Genomic DNA, 25,574 nt, shown 5'->3' on the forward strand with positions numbered 1-25,574 from the left:
TCCGAGTGCCGCAGGGTGTCTCCGAAGTGCATGCTTCTCGCACGCGAGGTTGGGCGGCAGCGGGACACGCCTGTCCGAACGCCGGGTTGCGATCCACAGGGAGCCACGCTAGCTGCACGGCCCACCTGTGTCACATTTTGGTAACGGCCTTCATTGCTTCTTCATACCCGGGCTCGTCCTCGCCGGCACCCGCGGGCCGTACGGAGGGTGGACAAGGGATGTGGTTATCGACACGCGACACGCAGGGCCTGCCGGCGGTGGTCTGTTGGCGGCCACGGGAGACTGCCCGGAGGCGGCCAGATAGCTGCCCGGTGGCGGTCGTGAGAGTTGCCCGCTGACGGTCATGGGATCTGCCCGACACGACATTCCTGCCCTGCCGCGCTGACGCGGTTCGGGGCCCCTCCTCGGGTGCGATGGCGGTGCTGAAGCGCCCATCGCCCCGAGGAGGGACAACGTGAAGTCTGCCGAGGAGATCATGGAAATTCTCGAAGCGTTTGATCTGACTGGTTCGTACAGGGACGCCGGCGAGCTCGCCGGGGTCTCCCATCACACCGTCGCCCGATACGTCGCCGCTCGTGACGCGGGACGGTTGAGCGAGAGGCCGGCGGCCCGTCCGCAGCTGATCGATGAGTTCTTGCCCAAGGTCGAGGAGTGGGTGGACAAGAGCAACGGCAAGATCCGCGCCGACATCGCCCATGACAAGCTGGTTGCCCTGGGATTCACCGGGTCGGAGCGGACAACCCGCCGGGCGGTCGCGGCGGTGAAGAAGGCTTACCGGCAGGGCAGGGCCCGGGTGCATCGGCCCTGGGTCACCGAGCCGGGGCTGTGGTTGCAGTACGACTTCGGTGACGGCCCGGTCATCGACGGCGCGCGGACGGTGTTGTTCTGCGCGTGGCTGGCGTGGTCGAGGTTCCGGGTCGTGCTGGCGATCAGGGACAAGACGATGCCGAGCGTGTTCGCCGCCCTGGACCAGGTCTTCCGGGTTCTGGGTGGGGTGCCGACGTATGTGCTGACCGACAACGAGAAGACCGTCACCGTCGAGCACATCGCCGGGATGGCGGTGCGGAACCCGCAGATGGTGGCCTTCGCCCGGCACTACGGGGTCAGCGTGCTCACGTGCGAGCCGGCCGACCCGGCAAGCAAGGGCGGGACGGAGGCCACGGTCAAGGTCGCCAAGGCCGACCTGGTCCCGAAGGAGACGAACCTGCTGCCCGGTTACGCCTCGTTCGCCGAGCTCGAGGCGGCCTGTCAGGCGTTCACCGATCTGGTCAATCACCGGGTCCACCGGGTCACCCGGCGGGTCCCGGCGGAGATGCTGGCCGAGGAACGCGCCCGCCTGCATGCCCTGCCGGCGGCCCCGCACACGGTCGCGTTCGGGCTGACACGGCAGGTGCCGGCGAACTCCCCGATGGTGACCTTCGAGGCCGGGCAGTACTCCGTGCCGCATCACCTCCTCGGGGAGAGGGTGTGGGTCCGCACCTACGGCGCCGGGCCTGGGGAGCAGGTCGTCATCGTCCACGCCGGCGAGTCCGGCCCGGTCGAGGTCGCCCGCCACGCCCGCGCCACACCGGGCTCCCCGAGCATCGACGACGCGCACTTCCCGCCCGCCCCGGCCGGTGCCCTGGAGCGCCGGCCGCGTCCGAAGAGCGCCGCGGAGATCGAGTTCCTCGCCCTGGGTGACGGGGCCCGGCTCTGGCTGAGCGAGGCCGCCGCGGCCGGCACGACGAAGATGCGGGTCAAGATGGCCGAGGCCGTCGCCCTGGCCAAGCTCTTCGATCCCGGTGAGGTCGACTGGGCCCTGGGCCACGCCGCCGTCCACGCCCGCTTCGCCGAGGCCGACCTGCCCTCGATCCTGAACCACGCGGGCACGAGCGACGGTGAGGTCCACCGCGCCGGGGAGGACCGCTCCTTGACCCAGGGCACCGCCGGCTGGGCCGCCCTGGGCCAGCAACCGCCCGCCAGCCCCGGCGTCGAGGAGGTGGCCTGATGACCACCACGACCACACGCACGAGCGTGCCGGCCCTGGGAGTGCCGTCCGCGCCGCCGCTACCCGGCGACCTCGAGGCCCTGCTCCGCCGGCTGCGCCTGCCCCACATCCGCCACCAGGCACCCGAGGTCATCGCCACCGCCAAGGCCCAACGCTGGGAACCCGTCGAGGTTCTACGGGCCCTGTTCGCCGAGGAGGCCGCCGGCCGGGACCGGGCCTCCCTGGCCACCCGCCGGACCGCGGCCGGGTTCCCCACCGGCAAGACGTTCGACGCCTGGGACGAGGCCGCGTCCTCGATCCCGGTCCCGACCCAGCACGCGCTACGGACCCTGGAGTGGGTCCACCGCAAGGAGAACCTCGTCGTCTGCGGGCCGTCGGGGACCGGGAAGACGTTCCTGCTCGAGGCCCTGGGGCACCAAGCCGTCGAGCAAGGCCTGCGGGTCTCGTGGTTCACCCTCGAAGACCTCGGCGCCCTCCTGCGCAGGCACCGCGCCGACGACACCGTCACCAAGGCCATCGCGAAGGTGCTGCGCGCCGACCTCGTGGTCGTCGACGACATCGGCCTCCTCCCGGTCGCCACCGACGCCGCCGAGGGCCTCTACCGCCTCGTCGACGCCGCCTACGAGAAACGAGCCGTCGCGATCAGCTCCAACCTCCACCCCGCCGGGTTCGACGAGCTCATGCCCAAGACCATCGCCACCGCGACCGTCGACCGGCTCCTCCACCACGCCCACGTCTGCCAGACCAGCGGCGAGTCCGTCCGCCTGTCCCAGGCCCTCTCCGGTCGAGGAGTGACGCCCTTGGCCTGACCACCCGGGCCGGTGATGGCCAGCCCCTGGGCAGATCCCATGGCCATCACCGGGCAGATCCCGTGACCGTCACCGGGCAGGTCTCACGACCGCCCCTGGGCAGTTCCCACTGTCCCTTGACAGTGGTCCCCGACCTTGCTTGCCTCCCTACGGGCAGCTTACGGTCCGACAGGGGAGCCACAACTCTTGTGGGTTGGCGGGTCAGGCGACCGATAGGTGGCGACGCTCATGTTTGTCTGCTGGTGCATCGGCCGAGCGGTCCTCACCTGATCAAGTGGACAGCTACGACGGCTGTTGCCCGGAGCGCCCGCTTCTCCGTGTGCCGTGGTCAGGCCGGCATCGGTGCGCTGACAGATCCGGGCGCGTTCGAAATCGGCGAGGGCCGCGAAGATCTGGAACATCACCCGTCCCGCTCAAATGTCATGGTGGGGTGCAGTTGACGGTATGCCAGGTCCGCATGATCAAGTCCGGGTGCCGCAGCGCCCCGCGCCTCGCGCACCGTGGTGACGGTCCGGTGCCCGACTGCGGCGGTGCCTCCACGCCGACGATGCGTATGAGCCGGCTGACCTGGCCCCCGGTCAACCTCCAGGCCCTTGTGGCGGGCCGGCGTGCCAGAGCCTGTGCCCCCGGCCGGACAGGGCAACGACCCCGCTCCGTCGGCGTTGGGTGGCGCCAGCGCGGCCGCCCGCGCATCGTGTACGTGACTAGGCGCAGCCGGATAAGGAGGTACAGATGACTTACGACGAGCGGGTGGAGGGTTGGGTGGTCGACATGGCTTGCCTGCGTCGCTACGCGTTGGCTGAGTACCGCGCCCGAGCGATGGAGCATTCGACGGAGTGCGCGCTGATGGGCCACTGCGTGGAAAGCGGGTATGGGGTTGTCGACGCTGTCGGTTCGTTGGTCGCTCTAGACACCGAAGCGACGCCGTACGTCGTCGCCGCGCTACGAGCCTGTAGTCAGGAAAGCGGTGTGCGTTTGCAGGTGGAGCGGCAATCCCGTCACGGGGAGATGATGACGACAACGGTCCGCCACATCACGTGACATCCGCCGAACGCGCTTGTCTACGCCGCAACATGGCAGGTGCCGCAGGGCCGCGCCGTGCTTGCGTTCGCGGATGCGGTGGTCGATGGCGATGTCGGTGCGGTGGCGGTACCAGGCCTTGACGTGTCGGACCGACGGTGACACGGCGGCCAGCACTCACGCCAGGGAGAACCGGCGTGCTCAGGACCGTCGGATACGTAGCCATCGCCGTGCTCGCGGTCGTGGTGATCACCACGACCGCCGGATCTGTAGCAGCCTCGGTAGTCCTCAGCACGGTCCTGGCCGCGTTGTGGCCATCGTCCCGACCCTCGAGCGCGACACCGCCGCCCTCTACGATGCAGCGGACCTCATCGATGGTCGCGCGCACCGTTAACTGTAAGACCGGGTCAGACCGGCCTCACTCCGGAGAACGCGGTAGCAGAGGGCTCGTAGCCGGTCCGTGGAGGACCGCCCCGTCGTAGTTGAATCGCGAACCGTGGCAGGGGCAGTCCCAACTTTTCTCGCCGTCGTTCCAGGCGACGTCGCACCCCATGTGTGTGCACACGGCCGAGACCATGTGCAGTTCGCCCTGTTCGTCGCGGTAGGCAGCTGTCCGTTCGCCGCTGACATCGAGGACGGCCGCGTCACCAGCTCGCAGGTCCTGAAGGGAACCGGTCGGCGCACCGCCCACCCGGTCCTTCACCCACGTCTTCGCGACATGGAGGTTGTGTTTGGTGAACCCCTTGCCTGGCAAGGAGGTCTCGGCGCGGCGAGCGTCGAACGTGGCCGCCCAGGGGTTGTGTTCACCCACGATGAGGTCGCGGATGAGTATCGCGGCGGCGGTGCCGTTGGTCATGCCCCACCCGTCGTACCCGGTCGCGGTGTAAATACGATGCGACCCGGGGGCGATGAACCCGACAAACGGGACGTGGTCCGGCGTGCTGGTCTCCTGCGCGGACCAGTGGTTGCGGAACTCGGTGACCCCGAACCGTTCCTGCGCCCACTGTTCCAGCCGCACCCACCGCTCGGCGCTGTCGGTGACATGCCCGACCTCGTGGCCCTCGCCCACCACGATCAACAGCTTTTCCCCACCGAGCGTGGCGCTGCGGGTGGAGTGGGTGGGCGAACCAACGTTAATCGTCATCCCCGCGGGGACCCCGTCCGGGAGCACCCCGGCGATCCCGTACGAGCGGCGTGCGCTCAGCTGAGCGAACTGCCCGCCCCGGTCCAAGAACGGGTACTGGGTGGCGACGACGACGTGCGCGGCCGAGAGACACCCGGCGGTCGTGTCAACCTGGCACACGCCGCCGTCCTCATCGACGTCACGGGCCCGCACCCCCTCGATCACGGTGCCGCCCTCACGGACGAACGTCTCGGCAAGAGCGGCGAGGTACCGCCCGGGGTGGAAATGCGCCTGATTTTCGAAGGTCACCGCTGCTGCCACCGGGAACGGCACCGGCGCCTCGTGGCCGAGTGAGACCGGCAGCCCGATCCGCTGCGCGACATCGGCCTCCTTCTGGATCTGTTCGACCTCATCCTCGCGCTCGGCGTAGATGATGTGCGGGTGTCCGTGCTCGAGCATGCAGTCGGTACTCAGGGAACGGGCGAGGTCCAGGAGCTGGCCGAATCCGGCAACGTTGGCCTGGGCATACGCTGCAGCGGCGTCCAGACCAAGGCCCTGCTCGATCGTCGAGTAGAGCGTTTTGTGGCCGAAGGTGACCTTGACCGTGGAGGCCGTGGTCACTGACCTGCCGACCTGCTCCGCCTCCACCACGACCACCCGCAGCCCGGCTCGCTGCAGCAGAAGCGCGGCCGTGATCCCGGTAATGCCTGCACCGATGACGACGACGTCGGCTGGGACGTCTCGAAACGCGGTGGAGCCGAGATCAGGCGGAGACATCGTCTCCACCCACGGCGAGAGGTGGCGTCCGGCGCGAACGGGCATGTATCGCTCCTTTGGTCGGCGGCTGTCTTCGGTCAGCGTTGCCCGAACCCTGTCGGATGGTGGACGAACGGGCTGTCCAATGTCACTCCGGTGCGCAGGTGCGGTCGGCGGCGACGTCGAAGTCCGGGACCGGGCGAGCCTCAAGCTCCGCTTGCGTAGTCACCACGCCGTTCTCCCGAATGTCCTCAATGAGCCAGTCCATCTCGTCGATCTCGCGGCGCTGTGCCTCGCTGATCTCCACGGCGAGCTCGCACACCCGGACGTCGGACAGCTGGGAACGCTCGGCACGGGTGATGGCCAAGGAGTGGTGCGGGATCATCGCCTGCATGAAGTCGTTGTCAGCCACCGTGGTCTGACTACGGTCCAGGAACACCGCTCCGCCGAACAGCAGGACGCTGACGGCCACGATCGCCACGTTAGCCTTGGTGTTCTTGTACATGTTCAGCATCCAGGCCAGCATGACCAGCCCCATGGAGCCGCCCATGGCCAGCGCCATGAACACCCGGCTCTCGCTGAAGCGGACGTGGCTCCACTCCCATGAGCCGACGAACATCACCCAGTACATGACGACCATCGCCGTCAAGATCATCGCCGCGAACCGCAGGTACATCTTCTTCGTGTGGCCGGACCTGTCTCCGCCGTTGTCGTGCTCCGCGTCAGATCCGTGCTGCTGACTTGTGGACACTAGGGGCTCCTTCCCAGACATCGTCACAGACGCCGCACCGGCTATGGCGCAGCTGGATGCCACCGACGTTATGGGAGCTCCCGGCCGAGCGCACGTGGAGCGGGGGCCAGGCTGGCATCGGTCTCTGATCAAAGAGCCAACGACGGACACACGGAACGAGCTCGAGGGCTACGGCAGCGGGTCGGTCGGCCTGGCCGACGACCGCTACCTCTCCAACGGGCGGCCGTCACCGCAAGGACGTCGGCTCCTCGCCGGGGAGTACGACCCGCCGAACGGGGACTCTCGGTAACATCCGCCTGGTGTTCTCCTACGGCGGCCTGGGCGATGCATCCGCCGGGATCAAGGTTCTTGCTCCGGTCGAGAAGGTGCTCGAGCTGTCCTGCCAGTCGGAGCGCGACACAGCCGGCAGTGGAGGAGCAGGAGAAACGAGCCTGGCGGTGACACGGCCGACACGCCCGAGAACCACGCCGAGCGCTTGTCCGATCGCGTGGCGCACACTTGCGCCTGCGGCACCCGCCCGCTAAAGAGGAGTCTCCTGATGTCTCATCGCATCAGATTGCAGCAGCCGGAAGCGCGATCGAGTGCGCGTCAGGGACCTCGCGGCGGAGCTGAATGTGCATCACCGGGAGGTGATTACGTTCCTCCGCTCGATCGGCGAGTACGTCCCCTACGAGCTAAGTCTCGTCGAAGCGCCGGTTACCCGCACGGTGCGTGACCAGTTCCTCGTCGACCCGAGGGTGACGTTGACACCCACAGCCGCGCCGGACGCGGTGATTGTGGTGCCAGTGAGCACAACGGAGGGACTTTCGGCACCGATGAGGCGTGCGCACCGGGAGAACAATCCGTTTACGGGGGTCCTCAGTCAGTTCTCGCCGCGGCGCGAGCAGATCGACCGACGGGTGCCGCCGAATGGTCGCTACGCGACGCATACGCCGAGCAACGAGCCGGGCGACTACTCAGCTGAGCGGCCACGCTGCCGGACGCAACTGACGGTCGAGAATCTTGCGGCCTCGGTCGTAGCGCGTGGTCGTTCTCGGGGTCGGCTAGTGATCCTTCGGCGCGCTACTGAGGATGTGGCAGATGTCGTTGTCTGTGCAGTCGGCGGGGTCGAGCAGGTGGCTGTGCTCGCGGATTGCTTCGAGCTCGGCCTGTAATGCGGCAAGGTGTCTGATTCGTGTCCGGACGTCAGCGAGCTTGGTGTCGATGAGCGTGGCCACGTGCGCGCAGGGCACGGTCCCGTCATCGCGGAGGTCGATGATGCTGCGGATCTCGGAGAGGGTGAGCCCGGCAGCCTGTGCCACGTTGATGAAGCGCAACCGGACCAGCGTGGAGTCGTCGTAGACCCGGTAGCCGTTGGCGCCCCGTTCGGCGTCGGGCAAGAGGCCCTTGCGCTCGTAGAACCGGACGGTCTGGCTGGTCACGCCGACAGCCTCGGCAAGCTCACCGATCAACATCTCGTCCATCCTCCACCCCTTGACCTTCTACCACGGTACAAGGTTTAGCGTCGCGGGCATGGACGTCTCCTTGTTGTACTTCGAGAACTGCCCGAACTGGCGGATCGCCGACCAGCGGCTGGCCGTGATCGCCGCCGAGCGCCCGGATGTCGTGGTGAGCCGTCACCGCGTCGAGACGGTGGAGGAGGCCGACCGGGTGGGGTTCCATGGCTCGCCGAGCATCGTGGTCGACGGTGTCGATGTCTTCGCCGAGCCGGGCGCCGGGGTTGGGCTGTCGTGCCGGGTCTACTGCACGCCCGACGGCCTGGCGGGCGCACCGACGATGGAGCAGCTCCGGGCAGCGCTCGGGCGTGACAGCGGAGGGGCGTGATGATGCACGGCCATGACTTGATCGTGATCGGAGCGGGCATGGCCGGCGTCGCGGCGGCGAACAAGTGCGCTGCCGCGGGCTGGAGGGTCGCGATCGTCGACGCGCTGCCCTACGGCGGCACGTGCGCTCTGCGCGGGTGTGACCCGAAGAAGATCCTGCGTCGCGGTGCCGAGATCATCGACAGCGCCCGGCTGATGCGGGGCAAGGGCATCGACGATGCCGACCTGTCGATCAACTGGGCCGACCTGATCAAGCACAAGCACGGCTTCACCGACACCGTGCCGAGAAAGACCGAGGACGGCCTCGCCCGCAACGGCGTCGACACGCTCCACGGCCGGGCCCGGTTCACGGGCGCGAACAGCATCGCGATCGGCGGCACCACCTACGAGGCGGCACACTTCCTGATCGCCGCCGGCGCCCGGCCCCGGCCGCTGGACTTTCCCGGCGACGAGCACCTGGTCGACAGCACCGGCTTCATGGAGCTTCCCGAGCTGCCGGAGCGGATCTTGTTCGTCGGTGGTGGCTTCATCTCCTTCGAGTTCGCTCACATCGCGGCGCGCGCGGGCAGCACGCCGGTCATCCTCGACCGCGGGCCGCGGCCGCTCAAGACCTTCGACCCCGACCTCGTCGAGCTCCTCATCAGTCGCGGCGCCGACGCCGGGATCGAGCTGTGGCGCTCCACCACGGTCACCGCGATCGAGAAGTCCGACACCGGATTCAAGGTGAGCATCGAGCGATCCGGCCAACCCGAGACGGCGCAGTTCGACCTCGTCGTGCACGGCGCGGGCCGGATACCCGACCTGGCCGGCCTCGACCTCGACGCCGCCGGTGTCGAGTGGGACGAGCGCGGAGTGCGCGTCGCCGCCCATCTGCAGAGCACCACCAACCCGGCGGTCTACGCCGCCGGCGACTCAGCCAACAGCCCCGGGATGCCGCTGACACCGGTCGCGGTGTTCGAGGGCAAGGTCGCCGCGTCCAACATGCTCAAAGCCACCACCACCATCCCCGACTACACAGGCGTCCCCACGGCGGTCTTCACCATCCCGGAACTGACGCGGGTGGGAATGCTCGAGCAAGAGGCTCGAGACCAGGGCATCGACATCGACGTCCGCTACCACGACACCAGCGGCTGGTACTCCAACTACCGGATCGGTGAGACCGCCGCAGCCACCAAGATCCTCATCGACAGGTCCACTGACCGGATCGTCGGCGGACACCTCCTCGGCCCCGAGTACGGCGAAGTCATCAACTTCGTCGGCCTCGCCATGAAGCTCCAACTCACCACCCGGCAGCTGAGGTCCATGACCGCCGCCTACCCCACCGTCGGATCAGACCTCGGATCCATCCTCTGACCCCGGCAATCCTCGAGTTCGCGGCCAGAACCATCTCTGCTGCCAGGCCCCGCCCCGGTCTCCACCATCACGTCTGATGCCCCGCCATGAGTGCTATCTGACTCTGCTGCGCTGCACCCGATCTCCCCACCAAGATCCGCGCCGGTGTCACGGGAGACCGGTCACGAGCTGGTGCACTCGCGCTCTGCCGGCTCCTCGTACTCGGGCACCGGCCGGGCCTGCGCCTCCTCGGCGGTCGCGGCCACCCCGTTGCGCTCGATGTCCTCGATCAGCCAGTCCATCTCGAAGATCTCCCGGCGCTGCGCCTCGCTGATCTCCACCGCCAGCTCGCACACCCGCACGTCCTCGATGCCGGCCCGCTCCGAGCGGGTGATCGCCAGGGAGTGGTGGGGGATCATCCCGCGCATGAAGGCGGTGTCGTCCACCGTGGCCTGGCTGCGGTCGAGCGCGGCCCCGCCGCCGAGGAGCAGGAGGCTCACGGCGACGACGGCGACGTTGGCCTTGGCGCTCTTGTACATGTTGAGCATCCAGGCGAGCATCACCAGCCCCATCGCCCCGCCCATGGTGATCGCCATGAACACCCGGCTTTGGCTGAAGCGGATGTGGCTCCACTCCCACGAGCCGACGAACATCACGAAGTACATGACGACCATCCCGGTGAGGATCATCGCCGCGAACCGCAGGTACATCCCCTTGCCGTGGGACTGCCCGTGCCCCTCGTGGGACTGCCCGTGTGCCTCGCCGTGTGTGGTCTCGTCGGATCGGCGGTTGTCATGGTGCGACATTTCGGACATGGGACGCCCCTCCTCCGTTTACGGTCTGACCCGCTCCATCATTGACCTCGGACGCCGCGGCGCAACCCGGCCCGGCGAAACCGGCGCCGCGCGGGCGTCGACACGCGTCCGGCGCCGCGGAGATCAGCGCAGCGCGTATACCCGCGCCCAGTGGCGCTGTTGTTCCGCAGACCCGCCCGCGCACCACCCGCGAGATCAGGGTGACGTCTTGGATCGCCGCGGGAAACGGGCGACGGTCACCAGCGTTTCGGCGTGGTTGCCTTCAAGGTCGGCAATCCTGTCGAAGTCGAGGCGGAAGATCTCCTCATCGGAGGAAGATGCTGAGGTCCTTGCGGCGGCGCCGCGCGGTGGGGAAGTTCGGACCTTGACGATGCAGGTGGCGACGAGGTGGGCGACGTCGCAAAGGGGCCATGAGGTGGGGCAGCCCGTCCGCGCCACGTCCGTGGGTGTGGGCGCGCAGGTGGTTGCAGATGTCGACGGCGATGAGTGTGCCGACGCAACGCGGGGTTCTTCTAGGCGGATCTACGTTCTGGTCACGGACTTCGAGACTGGCCACCCGACTGCAGCAAGGTAGCGGAGTAGCCGGGGCAAGACGGTTCCGGTGCGCCGGCCGCTAGAGTGGATGATGGAGCCGCCGCCTGGCGACCAACATCGAGTCGGCGGTTCCACAAGCGGTTCGAGAGTGGCGGTCATGGGGCATTAATGGGGCAAAAACTGTCGCCCCCAGTCCTGCCTGACCGGCCTCGCTCGTACGGCCACCAAGAGCAAACGCGCAGGTCATCTCCCCTGTTCGGGCTTACTCGGCTTCGGTCGAACCTCGTCAAACCGGGGTCGATCTCCGCAAGGGGTCGCAGGTTCAAATCCTGTCAGCCCGACCGCGAAGTCCCGGAAACTCAAGGGTTACCGGGAGTTCTGAGGTTGTGAGACTTGACCCGGTCATCGAAAACCCATCGAAAACCCCTCCCTGGAACCGGCCTGGCCGCAGGGGTGCCCCGGCTGGTGGCCGACCGTGGCGGTCGTCGCCGATCGGCTGGGGGAGGCTGGCACACCTGCGGGGTATGGACACCGACGATGTGACCAGTGGCAACCCGTGGAGCCTGGAGCCCTTGCTCGACGTGAACGACCTGGCCGCGTGTCTGCGCGTTCCGGTCGCCACCGCTTACGACTGGCGCACGAACGGCAGGGACCGCGGGCGTACCGGTTCGGCAAGCACCTGACGTTCGCGGTCTCGGACGAGCCCTGCGCCGAGGTGCTGCGGGTCTGTCGACGCCGCGTCACGTTGCGCCGGGCAGGCGGCCAGGTACGGGCATCAGAGCGGCTCTCCCCGGTGCAGGGAGAGCCGCTTCGCGTGCTTACCGCCTGGGGGTGAGCTTGAGGAGCTGCCAGCCGCCTTCGGGCCGGTCGTCGGTGGGGTCGGTCATGAGGTTCATGGGGTTGGCCATGCCGAGGAACAGGCCGTCCTCGTCGTCGGCGACCATGGTGCGGATGCCGTAGCTGGCGTAGTTGCCCACGCCGTCGGTGCGTTCGCGCCGTGCGGCGGTGGTGGCGTCCGGGAAGCGCCACAGGTCTGCCCCGTAGAGGTCATCCGGCGCGGGGACGTCGGAGAGGTTGAGCACGCCCTCGGCGCCCTTGGCGAGCAGGTAGCTCCAGTCCATCGTGCCGACGTAGAGGTCGTCACGGTAGACGCCCATCGTCCAGGTGTAGTTGTTGAAGAAGTTCCCAAAGCCCGAGGCGCCGTAGAGCGGCAGGGTGCCCATGTTGTTCGGCGCCAGCGTCCACGTCTGGCCGTCGTAGACGGGCAGCGCAGCCGAGCCGTACAGCAGCTCGATGGTGGGGGAGGCGGTGTCAAGGCCGTCACCCCGGAAGATGCTGATCGCCCGGTGGGAGCCGAGCGCGTTGGCCAGCTCGGCGGCGTCGGAGTCCCAGGGGCCGTAGACGTCGGTGTGGCCCAGGGCCGCGGTGAAGGGCACGTGCATGGTCCCCCAGTAGAGCTGGCCCTGGAAGGAGACAAGGGCACCGCCCCCGTAGGTGGCGGCGGTGACGGGGTCGGGTTCGTAGTCGCCCGCGGTCCATACCTGCTGCCAGACGGACCCGGTGTCGAGGACACCGGCCGCGCCGTCGCTGATCGGCGGGCTCATGTACAACGAGGCGTTGTCCGCGGCGGGCCAGGTGGAGACGTACAGGCGGCCCTCGTGCTCGGCGATCTCGGCCGGCTCGCTGGGGACGGTGCCCACGGAGACGTACTGGAAGGGGTCGGCGGCGGTGCTGCCGGTGTAACGCAGCACCTGGCCGCCGTTGCCGGCCCGGACGCCGGTGTAGAGGTGCCCGTCGACCTCGACCCACTTGCGGATGTTGGTGAAGCCGGGGAGGGACTCGCTGCCGACGTAGCCGCCGTCGGTGTCGAAGACGAAGACGTTGAGGTAGCTGCCCATGCCCGGGCCGGCGAAGAAGACTCGGTCACCGATCGACCCGGCGGAACGGATGCCGATGGTGGAGCTGAGCCTGGCCTTGCCGGCCGGGTCAGTGTCCGGGATGGCCAGCTCGGTGAGGGTGCCGGTGGCCTGGTCGTAGCGGAAGAGGTCGGCGGGTCGCCAGTCGCCCAGAGTCGGTGGGAGCGTGACACCGGGTGTCCAGCTCGTGCGGAAGCTGGAGGCTTCGCCCTCACACACCCATGAGTCGTTGATCACGGGGCTGGTGCTGCGGAGGTAGCTGCTGAAGACCAGGCAGACGATGTTCGGGCCGGTGCCGAACCACAGGTCGTCCCCGGTCTTGGTCAGCCCCCAGACGTAGGCCTGGTTGACCTTCGTCTGGCTGCCCTCCGGGCACACGAGGTTGCCTTCGGCGTCGTACGTCCCCGCGGGGTAGGGCTCCCCGACGCCGGCGAAGCACTCGTCGGGTGCGGCGGCGGCGAGCAGGCGGCTCTTGAGCACCGGTGCCTGGGACTTCGCAGCCCTGTCCGGCTCAGGACCCTTGACGGGGTTCGCCGTCCCGGCCTCACGGTCCCAGTGGCGCTGAAGGGTCGTCACCTGCTCCTGCGCGCTCGGCTCTCCCGAGCCTTCTGCCGTCGTGGCGCCGGCTGTGGGCGCCAGCAGCGCCAGCGCTGCACCGAGACCTGCGACGACCAGGGCGGGGGACCCCCGCCGCGCGAACCAGCTCATGACCGATCTCCTCGTCGGAGCGTCCCGCGCCGAGGGCGGTGTCGGGGACCCGCCACCTGCATCCCTCACCGCCGGTTCAGCGGTGCGCGGGATCATCCCCACCTCACCGCCCGCCGACGGTCCGTCACAAGGGGCGAACGTCCCCGCCAACCCCGCAGACCTCCGACATCAGGTGTGTGAGCGTGGCGGATACAAGCGGTGCGAGCGTGGCGGGTACGAGCGGCCAGTCCGGTGTCACGTCGTACCGCGACCCGGGTGCTCGGTCGCGGTGCGGCCGGCCTCCTGGTCTGCCCCGCGGTCGGCGGTTCGCTGGATCAGCTCCTGGAGGACTCGAAGCCCGTCGCTCGGACGAGCTTGGCCGGCACGCCGGCGACGATCGTGTGGGCCGCTACGTCCTTGGTGACGACGGCACCAGCGCCGACGACGGCCCCGTCACCGATCGTGACGCCCGGGACGACTGTCACGGCCGCGCCGAGCCACACGTTGTGACCCATGACGATCGGCGCCGGGGTCATGTCTGCTCGCCGGTCGGGGTCGAGCCTGTGGTTCAGGGTGGTCAGGGTGGTGCCGTGGCCGATGAGTGTGCCGTCTCCGATCGTGATGCCGCCGGTGTCCTGGAAGCGGCAGCCGATGTTGATGAAGACGTTCCTGCCGATGGTCAGGTTCTTGCCGAACTCGCTGTAGAACGGTGGGAAGAGCGTGACCGACTCGTCCACCTCGGTGCCGGTGAGCTTCGTCAGCAGGGCTCGCACCTCCTGGGGTGTGCGGTAGCCGGTGTTGAGCTCGGCGACGATGCGCAGCGCCTCCTGGGCGGCACCGTGCATGAACCGGTGGTGCTCCGAGCCGCCCTCGATCAGTGCGCCGCGGTTCACGTGGTCGAGGAAGTTCTTGAGCTCCGTCGTGGGCGGTGGCAGGTCAGTCATCCTGCACCGCGATCGTGGCCGTGACAGGACCGTCCATCTCGGAGATGCGCTGCGCGGCGTCCCCGTCGAGCCGGCCGAGGATGACGATGCCGGGGAAGAAGGACTGGTCGCCGTAGTAGAGGACGAGATCGTTCCCCGGCGCGTAGTAGCCCACGTCACCCACGTCGGGGTCCGCGCCGTCAGGTTGACCGGCCAGGGAGACCGGTGACGGGAGGGGCCCGGTCTTCTCGACCCCGCCGTGGTCGATCATGTCCAGCGTCACCGGCAGCAGAGCGGCCAGGTCGCCCGCAGCGGCACTCTCGGAGAGGGTGGCCCGGAAGTGCTGCTCGCCGATGGTGATGTCGATCCTCATCTGGTTCTCCTCCTCGGGCGCGGAGCCCGGAGCCGGGCTGGTGTCGCGGCTGCTGGCCGTGTCGCTCGGGCCGGTACCCAGGGGCGTTGCTGCCCGACCGCTGATCGGACCGGTGGACCACGGTGCAGCGCCGCCAGGGGCACCAGCACAACCGCCGGCCACGCCGACGGCAGCGGCGAGTACCACGGTCATCAGCGCCCGAGGCGCGGTCGTCGAAGACATCGGGTTCATGAGGTTCCTGCGGTGTTGTCAGAGGGTGAGCAGGACCTTGGTGGCGGTGCGCTGGTCCATGGCCTCGTAGCCCTCGGCGGCTCTCTCCAGGGGGAGGGTGAGGTCGAGGACCTTGCCCGGGTCGATCGTGCGGTCCCAGATGAGCCGGATCAGCTCGGGCAGGTACTGGCGGACCGGGGCGGGGCCGCCGTGGATGTGCACGCCGGCCATGAAGAGGTCCTCGCCGGGGATTGCGACGTCGTGGGAGACACCCACGAACCCGACGTGACCGCCGGGCCGGGTGGAGTGGATCGCCTGCATCATGGCCTCCTGGGTGCCGACCGCCTCGACGACCGAGTGCGCCCCGAGCCCGCCGGTGAGCTCCTTGACCTTCGCGACACCGTCGTCGCCGCGCTCCTCGACGATGTCGGTTGCCCCGAACCCGCGAGCCAGCGCCTGGCGGTCGGCGTGGCGGCTGAACGCGATGATGCGCTCGGCGCCGAGCTGCTTGGCCGCCAGGATCCCGAGCAGGCCGACGGCGCCGTCACCGACGACCGCGACCGTCTTGCCAGGTCCGGCCTCGGCGGCGACGGCGGCGAACCAGCCGGTACCCAGCACGTCGGAGGCCGCCATCAGGGACGGGATGAGGTCGGGGTCGGGCATCGAGGGGGTCGCGACGAGGGTGCCGTCGGCGAGCGGGATGCGGGCCAGCTCGGCCTGGGTGCCGATGGTGCCCATGAGCACCCGGTGCACGCAGTAGGCCTGGTACCCGGCCCGGCAGATCTCGCAGGTGTTGTCCGAGGCCCAGAAGGACCCGACCACGAAGTCACCGACCTTGACGGTGCGCACGGCGGAGCCGACCTCCTCGACGACGCCGACGTACTCGTGGCCCATCACCTGGTGGTCGACCGGCTCGGCTCCGCGGTAGGGCCACAGGTCACTGCCGCAGATGCACGTCGCCGACAGGCGGACGATCGCGTCCGTCGGCTCGACGATCCTCGGGTCCTCCCGGTCCTCGACGCGGACGTCCCCGGGCCCGTGCATGACAACCTGACGCATCTGTGGCGCTCCTTCTCGTCGTTCCCTCGCGAGGCGTCGGGCCCCGCGACATCGAGTGAACCCCCCACCGAGGAGGGGTGGAAGGCACTGTCGATGGGTGCACTCACAGGACACCCCTTACCGCTCCGGCGTCCCTCGGTCCATTCGTCGCGCTGAGGTTGGCCGGGGTCGTGCGTGCGGCGCCGCTGCCACGCCGACCCGCATCGTGAGCTCGCCGCAAAGCAGCTCTGAAATCAGTCGAGTTGACATTTCAGGGGATATGCGGCCATTTGTCATGGGAGAAGTCAGAAAGCGCGCGAGGCGCGAGAGCTACGGTGAGTGACCGGACTTGTCGTGGGCCTTTAGGGGTCGCCATCCGAGGTATCACTCGGCGAATTCACCGACATCGAGCCGTATGGCACCGGCTCCAGGCACCTCGGGTCCATTGGGGAAATCTGCGGAACGGATATTCCCGCAAGTGAGCGGTCCCTCGGAATCACGTGGCGGGCGGTGACAGCTCGGCCTGAAATCCGAGCACGCGTCTGGAGCGCTGTCCGCTCCGCCGCCGGGCGAGTAGGTGGACTTCCGCAGCCAGTTGCGGACGACGTCGTCCGAGCGGATGCCTCTCAGTTCCCAGTCCGCCTCGCCGGTGGCGGTTTCAGCCTGATTCCGGAGAAGGCCGGCGGTGCCCACCGGAGGGGAGCGTGCCAGGGTGATGAGGCGTGCAGGAGGGGCGGCGCCGGCCGCGGCGACGGCGGCGGTGGCGTCCGCCCCGAAGGCCTCAGCGCCCCGGCCAAGAGGGCGGTCATGCCGCGCACTTCCTCACGCTTGCGCCCATCGTGTCCTTTCGCGCCCATCGTACGGAATTCGTCCCGCTGGTCGGACGGTTCTCCGCCGTATGGAGATCGGGGTTTGCGAGAAGTGTCACGATATAAGGGATGAAGACCCCATACCGTCTCAATCGATCGAGGTCCCGGTATGTTTTTGGAAACTCTCGCCCGCATATGAGCCGGGTCTTGCGCGGCGGAATAGGCAGGTCCACACTTCTCATATCGCGCCCGAAAATGTGACGGTGCACACAAGTGAGTCGGAGGTAGCTCGTGGTGAGCGTGAGCCGTCGCGGTTTCCTTGGTGGCGTACTCGTGGCAGGGGCTGGTGCGTGGTCATCGGGCGCCGTCCCGGCGTTCGCAGCCCCCGCGGCCGCCCCGAGCGTCGTGGCCGGGGCTCCCGGCGCTGTGGCCATCCAGTGGAACCTCATCGCCCAGAACGCCCTCCAGGCGCCGATGACGATGGCTTCCACGGCCATGGCGGGCTTGAGCATGCCGAAGGCTTTCGTGATCCTCTCCTACGCCCACGCGGCGATGTACAACGCGGTGGTCGCGATCGAGGGTGGTTACCAGCCCTACATGGTGGCGACGACGGCGCCCGACGGTGCATCTGCGCCGGCGGCGGCCGCCGCTGCCGTCCATGCCGTGCTCATGAACCACCTGCCGGCGCAGAAGGACATGCTCGACATGGAGCTCTGGGACACGCTCCAGGCCCTGGGGTCCACGAGTGGAGACCGGGCCAAGGGCGCGGCGGTGGGCCGGGCTGCCGCTGCGGCGATCCTCGCCCTGCGGGCCGGGGACGGGTTGGACAAGGCCGACACCTACACGATTCCCACCGCCGCTCCAGGGGTGTGGGAGCCGTTCCCCACGCCCACCACGCCGGCTCTCGACCCGTGGGTCGCCGTCATGAAGCCCTTCGTGATGACCGGCGCGTCGCAGTTCCGCCCCGGACCGCCACCGAGACTCGGCAGCCGCACGTACGTCCGGGACCTCGAAGAGGTCCGGTTGATGGGCGCGGTGGACAGCGCCGCGCGCACCCCGGAGCAGACGGAGATCGCGAAGTTCTGGCAGACCAACGGCGTCATCCAGTACAACGAGATGTTCCGGACGGTTGCGGGGCAACGGGGACTGGGGCTGCTGGAGGCGGCCCGGTTCTTCGCCATGGGCAACCTCATCGGCACCGACGCCATGGTGGCGGCCTTCGACGCCAAGTACCACTACGAGCTCTGGCGCCCCTGGACGGCGATCCGCAAGGCGGACCTGGACGGCAGCCCGGCCACCGCGCCGGATCCGACCTGGATGCACCTCGCGATGCTGCCCAACCACCCCGAGTACGTGGCGGCGCACACCACCTTCGCGTCCGCCATCGCGGAGATGCTGACCGCGTTCCTCGGGACCCGGTCCATCGGCATCTCCCTCACCAGCACCACCACCGGGATGACACCGACGACCAACACCTACGACACCGCAGAGGACCTGCGCAGCCAGGTCATCAACGCCCGGACCTGGGGCGGCCTGCACTACCGCAACTCCTCCGTCGTCGGGAACGACGTCGGCCGTCGCATGGCCGCCTACGCCCTCAAGAACCACTTCAAGCCGGCGGGCCGCCGCTGAGGACGGCGGGTCCGCGGTCGCCCCACGAGCCGTATCCGCGTGCGCGGGCCGGCTCGGCCTGGGTGCCGATCGTTCCTTCGCGAGCATTCGGCCCCCGCGACCTCCAGTGACCGCCCGCCACCGAGGAGCGGTGGAAGGCACTGTCGATGGGTGCACCCACAGGACACCCCTCACTGCTCCACGCCCGGCCGGGTGCGGCCTAGGCTCGACGGCGTGGACAGCCGCAACGACGTTCGCCACGAGGTCCGTGAGTTCCTCACCACCCGCCGTGCCCGGATCACCCCGGAGCGGGCCGGGCTCCCGGTGACCGGCAACCGCCGGGTCCCGGGGCTGCGGCGCAGTGAGGTCGCGACCCTCGCCGGCCTCAGCGTGGAGTACTACGCCCGCCTCGAGCGCGGTCAGATCGCCGGCGCGTCGTCCGGGGTCCTGGAGTCGCTCGTGCGGGCGCTGCAGCTCGACGAGACCGAGCGCGCCCACCTGTTCGACCTCGCCCGGGCGGCCGACGGCATCCCCACCTCCGGTCGGGCCAGGCGCCGTGCCCCGGGCAGGGCGGCATCCCGGCTCAGTTTGCAGTGGACACTCGAGGCCATCACCGGCGGAGTCGCGTTCGTGCGGGACCCGCACCAGAACCTCCTCGCCACCAACACCCTGGGGCGCGCGTTCTACTCGCCCGTCATCGGCGACGGCGGCCGGCCGCCGAACCTGGCCCGCTTCCAGTTCCTCGACCCCGCCTCACGCGACTTCTACCCCGACTGGGACCTGTTCGCCGAGATGTGCGTCGGCATCATGCGCGCCGAGGCGGGCCGCGACCCGCACGACCCCGTCCTCCAGGAGCTCGTCGGCGAGCTCTCCACCCGCAGCCCGACGTTCAGGCGGCTGTGGGCCGACCACGACGTCCGCACGCACGGCACCGGCACCAAGAGGTTCCACCACCCCGTCGTCGGTGAGCTCACCCTCGCCTACGAGGAGCTCGCCATCACCGCCGAACCGGGCCTCGCGCTCCTCGTCTACACGGCCGAGCCCGGGTCGCCGTCAGCCGAGCGGCTCGGCCTCCTCGCCTCGTGGGCGGCGCCGGCTCAGACGGCAACACCCGCCCCGCGGACCACCCCGAACGACCAGTAGAGGGAACTGACATGCAGATCACCCGCAGCTCCGCCGCCACCGCCAGGGGCCCCGCCGACTGGTTCACCGGGGACGTGTACATCGACGCCGTCGCAGCCGCCCCGCCCCCGTCGCGGGTGACCGCGAACCTCGTGCACTTCATGCCCGGTGCCCGCACCCACTGGCACCGCCACCCCCTGAGCCAGACCGTCTTCGTCACCGAGGGCATCGGCCTGTGCCAGCGCCGCGGGGGACCGGTCGAGGTCATCCGCCCCGGCGACCGGGTCCTGTTCGAGGCCGACGAGGAGCACTGGCACGGCGCCGCCCCCAACCGGCTCATGGTCCACCTCGCCATCAACGAGGGCGACGACGAGCACGACGTCGTCCAGTGGCTCCAGCCGGTCACCGACGACGAGTACTCCGCCGCGCCGACCGTCACCGACTGAGGCGGACCCGGCTGGTCCCCTTGGCGTCCATGACCGCAGGGCGGACGCCCACCCCGGCTCGCCGCTGAGGAGCGTCACCGCACGCTCCCAACCGTCGCAGAGGGCAGGGCTGCTACTCGTCGTCGGTGCTTCGGCTGAGCTCCTCGAGCGTGTCGACCTCGGTCGCTGATGCGCGGGCGTCGGCGCGGAACCCCTCGAGGGCGTCGCTTCCGAGAATCAGGAGCTTCGGCGGGGTGTCGAGCTCCGTGGCGGTGAGGATGGCCGCGGCGGCTCTGCGGGGTGAGCCCTTCTGAGGTCCGAGCGCGGAGGTGCCGGACCGGCCGAGGATGCGGTCGTACGCCTCGATCTGCTGCTCGGTGCGGTCCGCCGACCGTCCGCGGAAGTCGGTGCGGAACGAGCTGGGCTCGACGACCATGACCCGCAGCCCGAACGGCTCGACCTCCTTGCGGAGGGCCCCGGAGAGGCCCTCCAACGCTGCCTTGGCAGCCGAGTAGTAGCCGCCTCCGGGGATCTGCACGCGGGCGCCGATGGAGGAGATGTTGACGATCAGCCCACGCCCTCGAGCCCTCATGCCGGGCAGCACCGCCCTCATGAGCGTGACCGGGCCGAAGAAGTTGGTGGCGAACAGACGCGAGACCGCGTCGTCCTCACCTTCCTCGACGGCAGCGGTGTATCCGTAGCCGGCGTTGTTGACGAGGACGTCGATGCCGCCGAGACGGCGCTCGGTCTCCGCCACGGCTTCGCGGATCGCGGCGGCGTCGGTGACGTCGAGGGGCAGGGCCGCGGCGGTGTCCGGATACGCTGCTACGAGAGCGTCCAGGGTCGAGGGGGTGCGGGCGGTCGCGGCGACTCGATGACCGGCAGCGAGGACGCGTTCGGCCAGCGCTCCGCCCAGGCCGCTGGAGGCGCCGGTGATCAGCCAGGTGCTCACCGGTCGCGCGTCCCGTCGGGTCGGGTCGGGTAGTCGGTCGTGGTGCTGAGGCGGGCCCAGGCGTCGATCTCGTCGAGGCGGCTCTGCAGCTCCTCCCGCACGATCGCGACGGCGTCGGACCCCAGCAGGAGCCGGAACGGCGCCTCGTCGGCCTCGACGGTGTCGATGATGACGTGCGCGGCGCGGGCGGGGTCGCCCGGCTGGGTGCCGTGACTGTGGTCGTGCTCCTTGCGGCGACGCCCGGCGGTGTCGGCGTAGTCGGCGATGACGGTGCGGGACTGCATGAGGGAGCGGCCGGAGAAGTCCGTCCGGAACGCCCCGGGCTCGAGAACGAGCACGCGGATCCCGAGCGGACCCACCTCCCGGTTGAGCGCGTCCGAGACGCCCTCGAGAGCGGCCTTGGTCGCGGTGTAGTACCCCGATGCGGGGTTGGAGCGCGGCGCGCCGATCGAGGAGACGTTGACGATGGTCCCGGCGCGGCGGGCGCGCATCTGCGGGAGGACCTGCTTGATCAGCTCGACGGGTCCGAAGAAGTTCGTGGCGAACAGCTCGTCGACCTCGTCGACGGCGGCCTCCTCCACGGCGGCGCGGAAGCCGTGGCCCGCGTTGTTGACCAGCACGTCGACCGCGCCGAACCGGTCGGTGGCGGTGCGCACCGCGTCGGCGACCTGGTCGCGGTCCCTCACGTCGAGGGCGACGGCGAGCGAGGTCTCGGGATGCTCGTCGACGAGCGGCTGGACGGCTGCGACGTCACGTGCGGTGAGGACCGCGTTGTGTCCGCGTGCGAGGACAGCTTCTGCCAGAGCGCGTCCCAGGCCGCTCGAGGCGCCGGTGATGAGCCAGGTCGTCATGATGTGCATCTCCTTGTACTCGAGCGTGGTGAGGTCGTGGGCGATGCCGCGGCGGCGGGCGCCGCCGGCGGAGTCGTGTCAGAGCTGCGTGGCGGGGCGCAGGAGGATCTCGTTGATCGCCAGGTGCCGCGGCCGCTGCACGGTGAACGCGATGATCTCCGCGACGTCGTCGGCGGTCACCGTGGCCTCGCTGTACAGCTCGTTCACGGCGGCGCTGGTGGCCGCGTGCGTGATGTGCGTCGGGAGCTCGGTGGCGACGACGCCGGGCTCGACGAGGGTCACACGGACATCGGGGAGGAGCTCCTGGCGAAGCGACTCGGACCAGCCGTTGATGGCCCACTTGGTGGCGGCGTAGACACCGTTGCCGGCGCGAGCCGTGCGGCCGGCGACCGACGAGATGTTGATGATGTCGCCCCCGCCGTCGACGAGCTGGTCGAGAAACACCTCGGTGGTCGTGAGCGCGCCGAGGAGGTTCACGTCCACCATGCGGCGGTAGTCCGCACGCTGCTCCGAGGCGAACGGGCCCAGGAGCATGATGCCGGCGTTGTTGACGAGGATGTCGACCCGGCCGAGCTCCTCGCGGACCTGGTGCGAGGCGGCCACCAGGGCGTCCCGGTCGGTGACGTCGGCGGTGATGGCGAGAGCGCCTTCGCCGAGCTCGCGGGCGATGGCCTCGACCCGCTCCGCGCGCCTGGCGAGGAGCGCCACCTTGAAGCCCAGGCCGTGGAAGGCACGGGCGGTGGCCTCGCCGATCCCGGACGAGGCGCCGGTGACGAGGGCGATCCGGCTGCTGCGCTGCGTGGGGTTCATGAGAGTTCCCTTCCTTCTTCGGTAGTGATCGCTGTCCCGCGGCCCGTTGCGTGGCCTTCCGCGGTGGTGAGAGGGGCGGTCACAGGCCGATGCGGCGGAGCCACGCCTCGACCTCGGTGCGTGCGGCCGTGGCTTCCTCGCCCCGGACGGCGAGACCGTCGCCGATCGTGGCCGCGGGACAGAGCTCGGCGTAGTCGCGAGCGACTCCTCCCATGCCGCTGACCGCGTAGGTGACGAACGGATGGATGGTCCGACCGGCAAGATCTGCGCCGTCGACGAAGGTGCGCATGATCATCGGGGTCTGCACGTTCCACACCGGGCTGCCGAGCAGCACGGTGTCGTAGGCGGCCAGGTCCGGGAGCGGGTTCGCAATCGCGGGGCGGGCGTCGTCCTGCTCCTCCCGCACGTTGCGCGCGACCGTCTCCTCGTAGCTGTGCGGGTAGGGATCCGCAGCCTCGATCCGGTAGACGTCGACGTCGGCCGCGGCGGCGATCATCTCGGCGACCACCTGCGTGTTGCCGACGTCGAGGTCGATCCGGTCGCCGTAGTAGTAGTTCTCGCCCGGCCTCGAGAAGTACGCCAGGAGCGTGCGTCCCGGCCCGCTCGGCGTCGGGGAGGTCTCTCGGGCGCGTTCGGTGTCACCGGGGTCGGGCAGGGGTCTCTCCGTTCGTGGGGTGCACGCAGACACGATCCCGGCCAGCAGGCCGGAGCCGAGCAGCAGGCCGCCGGTGAGGAAGGTGCGGCGTTCCATCGGGTGTTTCTCCTTCCGACCGACCGACCGACCGACCGGCCGACCGGCCGGCTCGCCGGCGGGCGGGAGCAGGTGCTCCTGGTCCCGCCCGCGCGGATGCTCAGGCCTCGGGGATCGGCATGCCGTAGTTCTCGAGGGTGATGGAGTCCGGCTCGGGGCCGCCGCGCACGCCGGTGTCGAGGGCGTCGATCTGAGCGACCTCGTCGGCGGTGAGCTCGAAGTCGAACACGTCGAAGTTCTCGGCGATCCGCTCCGGCTTCGTGGACTTGGGGATCACCTGGATGCCGTTCTGGATGTGCCAGCGCAGCATGACCTGGGCGGCGGACCTGCCGTACTTCTCGCCGATCGTGAGGATCACGGGCTCGTCGAAGCTGCGCCTCGCCGACTGGCCGTAGGAGGTGATGCCACCGATGGGCGACCACGCCTGGGTGAGGATGCCGTGCTCCGCGTGGAGCGCCTGCAGCTCCTTCTGCTGAAAGTACGGGTGCAGCTCGATCTGGTTCACCGACGGGACGACCTCCGTCTGCTCCAGCAGCTGGGTCAGGTGCTCGGGCATGAAGTTGCTGACGCCGATCGCGCGCACCTTGCCGTCGGCGAGCAGCTTCTCCAGCGCCTTGTACGCGCCGACCGTGCGGGCGAAGGCGGACGGAAGCGCCTGGTGCAGGATCAGCAGGTCGATCTGCTCGACGCCGAGCTTGCCGGCGCTCTTGTCGAAGGCGTGGAGCGTCTCGTCGTAGCCGTAGTCGCTGATCCAGATCTTCGTCTCGATGAAGATCTCGGAGCGCGCGACACCGGACTCGCGGATGCCCTGCCCCACCTCGCGCTCGTTGCCGTAGGCGGCGGCCGTGTCGATGTGGCGGTAGCCGGTCCGCAGGGCGGCGGCCACGGCGGCGACGGTCTCCTCCGGGGGAGTCTGGAAGACGCCGAGGCCGATGGCGGGCAGCTCGACGCCGTTGTTCAGGGTCAGTGAAGTGGTCATGACGTCACCGTAGGCGCGGTGCTCGAGCGAGTGAGAGTCACCAGCATTCACCCCCACGCCGAGGCTCTGCCCGGGGGTCAGTGCTGGTGACTGCCACCGAGGCCGCTCGTCGGGCTAACGTCGATCGCTATGGACACCAGGCGCGAGGTTCAGGAGTTCCTCACGGCACTTCGCGGACGCATCACACCCGAACGGGCCGGCCTCACCGTCTTCGGCGGAGAACGACGCGTGCCCGGGCTCCGCCGTGAGGAGGTCGCCCAGCTGGCCGGTGTGAGCACCGCGTACTACACACGCATGGAGCGCGGCGACCTCGGTGGTGTCTCCGAGAGCGTGCTGTTCGCGCTCGTGAGTGCCCTCCAGCTCACCGACGCCGAGACGCAGCACCTGTTCGACCTCGCCCGCACCGCGGGTCCGCGTCGCGCCCCGCGACAGCGGCCTGCAACCCGCGTGCCCGCGGCCGTCGCGCAGCTCGTCGACGCCATGAGCGACGTCCCGGCCGTCGCTCTCTCGCGGCTGGGCGATCCCGTGGCGTCCAACCGTCTCGGTCGAGCGCTCTTCCCGCACCTGTTCCCGACCGGTGCCGCGCCGGTGAACACCGCCCGCTACATGTTCCTGGACCCACGCTCCCGCGACTTCTACCCCGACTGGGACGTCGTCGCGCGCGACTCGGTCTCGTCCCTGCGGCTGCTCGTCGGCCACGACCCCAGTGACCGCGCCCTCGCAGCACTCGTCGGCGAGCTCGCCACGCGCAGCGACGAGTTCCGCACCTGGTGGGGAAGCCACACCGTCCGCGCCCACAGCGCGGGGACCAAGCGCATCAACCACCCCGTCGTGGGCGAGGTCGCGCTCACCTACCAGTCCCTCGCGGTGCAGGCGACGCCGGGGCTCTCGGTCGTGACCTATCTCGCCGAGCCCGGATCGCCGTCGGCCGATGCCCTCGACCTCCTGCGCAGCTGGGCAGCGGAACCCGCGTCGTTGCACCCTGCGATCCCAGGAGTCGATCGCAACGACCACTCGGCGCCACGGTCCGTCGCGGGCGAAGCGCTGGACCCGCGCGGATAGTCGGTCCCCGGACCCGCCAGCCGTCGCGGCGGGAGTGCACTCCAGGCGGCGACGTGTTGCTCCGCAACCTGGGGTGCGATGCCGACCTCGAGGTGGAACCGCCGG

General features: G+C 69.5%; 23 protein-coding genes. 10 read left to right on the forward strand and 13 right to left on the reverse strand.

Annotation, left to right across the window (positions count from 1 at the left end; translation table 11 throughout):
• The first annotated feature begins 454 nt into the window (after positions 1-454).
• The 3 genes from istA (at position 455) to AAEM63_RS07855 (ending at position 3,837) form a co-directional block, all read left to right on the forward strand.
• Positions 455-1,987: an IS21 family transposase gene (gene istA, locus AAEM63_RS07845; RefSeq protein ID WP_341358078.1), complete on the forward strand. Its 1,533-nt coding sequence runs from the start codon at positions 455-457 to the stop codon at positions 1,985-1,987.
• Positions 1,987-2,796: an IS21-like element helper ATPase IstB gene (gene istB / locus AAEM63_RS07850; RefSeq protein ID WP_341358079.1), complete on the forward strand. Its 810-nt coding sequence runs from the start codon at positions 1,987-1,989 to the stop codon at positions 2,794-2,796. Before istA ends, istB begins: the two co-directional genes overlap by 1 nt.
• 732 nt (positions 2,797-3,528) lie before the next feature.
• Positions 3,529-3,837, forward strand: a complete 309-nt coding sequence (locus AAEM63_RS07855) for a hypothetical protein (RefSeq protein ID WP_341360985.1) — start codon at positions 3,529-3,531, stop codon at positions 3,835-3,837.
• Positions 3,838-4,234: 397 nt separating this feature from the next.
• On the opposite strand, the gene AAEM63_RS07860 is transcribed toward AAEM63_RS07855, so the two are convergent.
• The 3 genes from AAEM63_RS07860 to AAEM63_RS07870 all read right to left on the reverse strand — a co-directional run bounded on the left by AAEM63_RS07860 (position 4,235) and on the right by AAEM63_RS07870 (position 7,909).
• A complete protein-coding gene (locus AAEM63_RS07860) occupies positions 4,235-5,761 on the reverse strand; it encodes an FAD-dependent oxidoreductase (protein ID WP_341360986.1) in 1,527 nt (508 codons plus the stop codon).
• Between the two features lie 82 nt (positions 5,762-5,843).
• A complete protein-coding gene (locus tag AAEM63_RS07865) occupies positions 5,844-6,446 on the reverse strand; it encodes a DUF305 domain-containing protein (RefSeq protein WP_341360987.1) in 603 nt (200 codons plus the stop codon).
• A 1,043-nt stretch (positions 6,447-7,489) separates the two neighbouring features.
• Positions 7,490-7,909, reverse strand: a complete 420-nt coding sequence (locus AAEM63_RS07870; protein ID WP_341360988.1) for a heavy metal-responsive transcriptional regulator — start codon at positions 7,907-7,909, stop codon at positions 7,490-7,492.
• Positions 7,910-7,958: 49 nt separating this feature from the next.
• On the opposite strand from AAEM63_RS07870, the gene AAEM63_RS07875 reads away from it, so the two are divergent.
• Both AAEM63_RS07875 and AAEM63_RS07880 read left to right on the forward strand, forming a co-directional pair.
• Positions 7,959-8,270: a thioredoxin family protein gene (locus tag AAEM63_RS07875; protein WP_341360989.1), complete on the forward strand. Its 312-nt coding sequence runs from the start codon at positions 7,959-7,961 to the stop codon at positions 8,268-8,270.
• A gap of 23 nt (positions 8,271-8,293) precedes the next feature.
• Positions 8,294-9,622, forward strand: coding sequence for an NAD(P)/FAD-dependent oxidoreductase (locus AAEM63_RS07880; protein WP_341361337.1), 1,329 nt, complete (start codon positions 8,294-8,296; stop codon positions 9,620-9,622).
• Positions 9,623-9,783: 161 nt separating this feature from the next.
• Here the strand turns inward: AAEM63_RS07880 and AAEM63_RS07885 are convergent, their stop codons facing one another.
• Positions 9,784-10,416 carry a DUF305 domain-containing protein gene (locus AAEM63_RS07885; protein WP_341360990.1) on the reverse strand — a complete coding sequence of 211 codons (633 nt, stop codon included), beginning with the start codon at positions 10,414-10,416 and terminating at the stop codon, positions 9,784-9,786.
• Between the two features lie 1,058 nt (positions 10,417-11,474).
• On the opposite strand from AAEM63_RS07885, the gene AAEM63_RS07890 reads away from it, so the two are divergent.
• Complete coding sequence (locus AAEM63_RS07890) at positions 11,475-11,633, forward strand: hypothetical protein (protein ID WP_341360991.1); 159 nt, start codon at positions 11,475-11,477, stop codon at positions 11,631-11,633.
• A 135-nt stretch (positions 11,634-11,768) separates the two neighbouring features.
• On the opposite strand, the gene AAEM63_RS07895 is transcribed toward AAEM63_RS07890, so the two are convergent.
• From AAEM63_RS07895 to AAEM63_RS07910, 4 genes are all read right to left on the reverse strand, one after another.
• Positions 11,769-13,574 carry a hypothetical protein gene (locus AAEM63_RS07895; RefSeq protein ID WP_341360992.1) on the reverse strand — a complete coding sequence of 602 codons (1,806 nt, stop codon included), beginning with the start codon at positions 13,572-13,574 and terminating at the stop codon, positions 11,769-11,771.
• A gap of 314 nt (positions 13,575-13,888) precedes the next feature.
• Positions 13,889-14,497 (reverse strand): DapH/DapD/GlmU-related protein, encoded by a 609-nt coding sequence (locus tag AAEM63_RS07900; protein ID WP_341360993.1) that lies wholly within the window; start codon positions 14,495-14,497, stop codon positions 13,889-13,891.
• Positions 14,490-14,849: a cyclophilin-like fold protein gene (locus AAEM63_RS07905; protein ID WP_341360994.1), complete on the reverse strand. Its 360-nt coding sequence runs from the start codon at positions 14,847-14,849 to the stop codon at positions 14,490-14,492. The genes AAEM63_RS07900 and AAEM63_RS07905 overlap by 8 nt, the downstream gene beginning before the upstream one ends.
• 249 nt (positions 14,850-15,098) lie before the next feature.
• Entirely contained in the window at positions 15,099-16,118 is a 1,020-nt protein-coding gene (locus AAEM63_RS07910; protein WP_341360995.1) for a zinc-dependent alcohol dehydrogenase family protein, read from the reverse strand.
• Between the two features lie 1,121 nt (positions 16,119-17,239).
• On the opposite strand from AAEM63_RS07910, the gene AAEM63_RS07915 reads away from it, so the two are divergent.
• The 3 genes from AAEM63_RS07915 to AAEM63_RS07925 all read left to right on the forward strand — a co-directional run bounded on the left by AAEM63_RS07915 (position 17,240) and on the right by AAEM63_RS07925 (position 20,085).
• A complete protein-coding gene (locus AAEM63_RS07915; RefSeq protein WP_341360996.1) occupies positions 17,240-18,538 on the forward strand; it encodes a vanadium-dependent haloperoxidase in 1,299 nt (432 codons plus the stop codon).
• A 213-nt stretch (positions 18,539-18,751) separates the two neighbouring features.
• Entirely contained in the window at positions 18,752-19,660 is a 909-nt protein-coding gene (locus AAEM63_RS07920) for a helix-turn-helix transcriptional regulator (protein WP_341360997.1), read from the forward strand.
• Positions 19,661-19,671: 11 nt separating this feature from the next.
• Positions 19,672-20,085, forward strand: coding sequence for a cupin domain-containing protein (locus AAEM63_RS07925; protein WP_341360998.1), 414 nt, complete (start codon positions 19,672-19,674; stop codon positions 20,083-20,085).
• Positions 20,086-20,197: 112 nt separating this feature from the next.
• On the opposite strand, the gene AAEM63_RS07930 is transcribed toward AAEM63_RS07925, so the two are convergent.
• The 5 genes from AAEM63_RS07930 to AAEM63_RS07950 all read right to left on the reverse strand — a co-directional run bounded on the left by AAEM63_RS07930 (position 20,198) and on the right by AAEM63_RS07950 (position 24,407).
• Complete coding sequence (locus tag AAEM63_RS07930; RefSeq protein ID WP_341360999.1) at positions 20,198-21,016, reverse strand: oxidoreductase; 819 nt, start codon at positions 21,014-21,016, stop codon at positions 20,198-20,200.
• Positions 21,013-21,867, reverse strand: a complete 855-nt coding sequence (locus tag AAEM63_RS07935) for an oxidoreductase (RefSeq protein WP_341361000.1) — start codon at positions 21,865-21,867, stop codon at positions 21,013-21,015. Before AAEM63_RS07935 ends, AAEM63_RS07930 begins: the two co-directional genes overlap by 4 nt.
• Positions 21,868-21,945: 78 nt before the next feature.
• Positions 21,946-22,677, reverse strand: a complete 732-nt coding sequence (locus AAEM63_RS07940) for an SDR family oxidoreductase (protein WP_341361001.1) — start codon at positions 22,675-22,677, stop codon at positions 21,946-21,948.
• A 79-nt stretch (positions 22,678-22,756) separates the two neighbouring features.
• Complete coding sequence (locus tag AAEM63_RS07945) at positions 22,757-23,428, reverse strand: flavodoxin (RefSeq protein WP_341361002.1); 672 nt, start codon at positions 23,426-23,428, stop codon at positions 22,757-22,759.
• A gap of 100 nt (positions 23,429-23,528) precedes the next feature.
• Entirely contained in the window at positions 23,529-24,407 is an 879-nt protein-coding gene (locus AAEM63_RS07950) for an aldo/keto reductase (protein WP_341361003.1), read from the reverse strand.
• 129 nt (positions 24,408-24,536) lie between these two features.
• On the opposite strand from AAEM63_RS07950, the gene AAEM63_RS07955 reads away from it, so the two are divergent.
• Complete coding sequence (locus tag AAEM63_RS07955) at positions 24,537-25,469, forward strand: helix-turn-helix transcriptional regulator (protein WP_341361004.1); 933 nt, start codon at positions 24,537-24,539, stop codon at positions 25,467-25,469.
• Positions 25,470-25,574: the final 105 nt, after the last annotated feature.

Origin of the sequence: Georgenia sp. M64 (assembly GCF_038049925.1) — a bacterium.
In the GTDB taxonomy this organism is placed as follows: Bacteria; Actinomycetota; Actinomycetes; order Actinomycetales; family Actinomycetaceae; genus Georgenia.

Excerpts from the sequence above, each read along its gene's own strand:
- AAEM63_RS07855 (WP_341360985.1), top strand. The coding sequence starts at position 3,529 with ATGACTTACGACGAGCGGGTGGAGGGTTGGGTGGTCGACATGGCTTGC.
- istB (WP_341358079.1), top strand. The coding sequence starts at position 1,987 with ATGACCACCACGACCACACGCACGAGCGTGCCGGCCCTGGGAGTGCCG.
- AAEM63_RS07950 (WP_341361003.1), bottom strand. The coding sequence starts at position 24,407 with ATGACCACTTCACTGACCCTGAACAACGGCGTCGAGCTGCCCGCCATC.
- AAEM63_RS07870 (WP_341360988.1), bottom strand. The coding sequence starts at position 7,909 with ATGGACGAGATGTTGATCGGTGAGCTTGCCGAGGCTGTCGGCGTGACC.
- AAEM63_RS07890 (WP_341360991.1), top strand. The coding sequence starts at position 11,475 with ATGGACACCGACGATGTGACCAGTGGCAACCCGTGGAGCCTGGAGCCC.
- AAEM63_RS07935 (WP_341361000.1), bottom strand. The coding sequence starts at position 21,867 with ATGACGACCTGGCTCATCACCGGCGCCTCGAGCGGCCTGGGACGCGCT.
- AAEM63_RS07905 (WP_341360994.1), bottom strand. The coding sequence starts at position 14,849 with ATGAGGATCGACATCACCATCGGCGAGCAGCACTTCCGGGCCACCCTC.
- AAEM63_RS07910 (WP_341360995.1), bottom strand. The coding sequence starts at position 16,118 with ATGCGTCAGGTTGTCATGCACGGGCCCGGGGACGTCCGCGTCGAGGAC.
- AAEM63_RS07895 (WP_341360992.1), bottom strand. The coding sequence starts at position 13,574 with ATGAGCTGGTTCGCGCGGCGGGGGTCCCCCGCCCTGGTCGTCGCAGGT.
- AAEM63_RS07860 (WP_341360986.1), bottom strand. The coding sequence starts at position 5,761 with ATGCCCGTTCGCGCCGGACGCCACCTCTCGCCGTGGGTGGAGACGATG.
- AAEM63_RS07945 (WP_341361002.1), bottom strand. The coding sequence starts at position 23,428 with ATGGAACGCCGCACCTTCCTCACCGGCGGCCTGCTGCTCGGCTCCGGC.
- AAEM63_RS07955 (WP_341361004.1), top strand. The coding sequence starts at position 24,537 with ATGGACACCAGGCGCGAGGTTCAGGAGTTCCTCACGGCACTTCGCGGA.
- AAEM63_RS07940 (WP_341361001.1), bottom strand. The coding sequence starts at position 22,677 with ATGAACCCCACGCAGCGCAGCAGCCGGATCGCCCTCGTCACCGGCGCC.
- AAEM63_RS07925 (WP_341360998.1), top strand. The coding sequence starts at position 19,672 with ATGCAGATCACCCGCAGCTCCGCCGCCACCGCCAGGGGCCCCGCCGAC.
- AAEM63_RS07875 (WP_341360989.1), top strand. The coding sequence starts at position 7,959 with ATGGACGTCTCCTTGTTGTACTTCGAGAACTGCCCGAACTGGCGGATC.
- AAEM63_RS07885 (WP_341360990.1), bottom strand. The coding sequence starts at position 10,416 with ATGTCCGAAATGTCGCACCATGACAACCGCCGATCCGACGAGACCACA.
- AAEM63_RS07900 (WP_341360993.1), bottom strand. The coding sequence starts at position 14,497 with ATGACTGACCTGCCACCGCCCACGACGGAGCTCAAGAACTTCCTCGAC.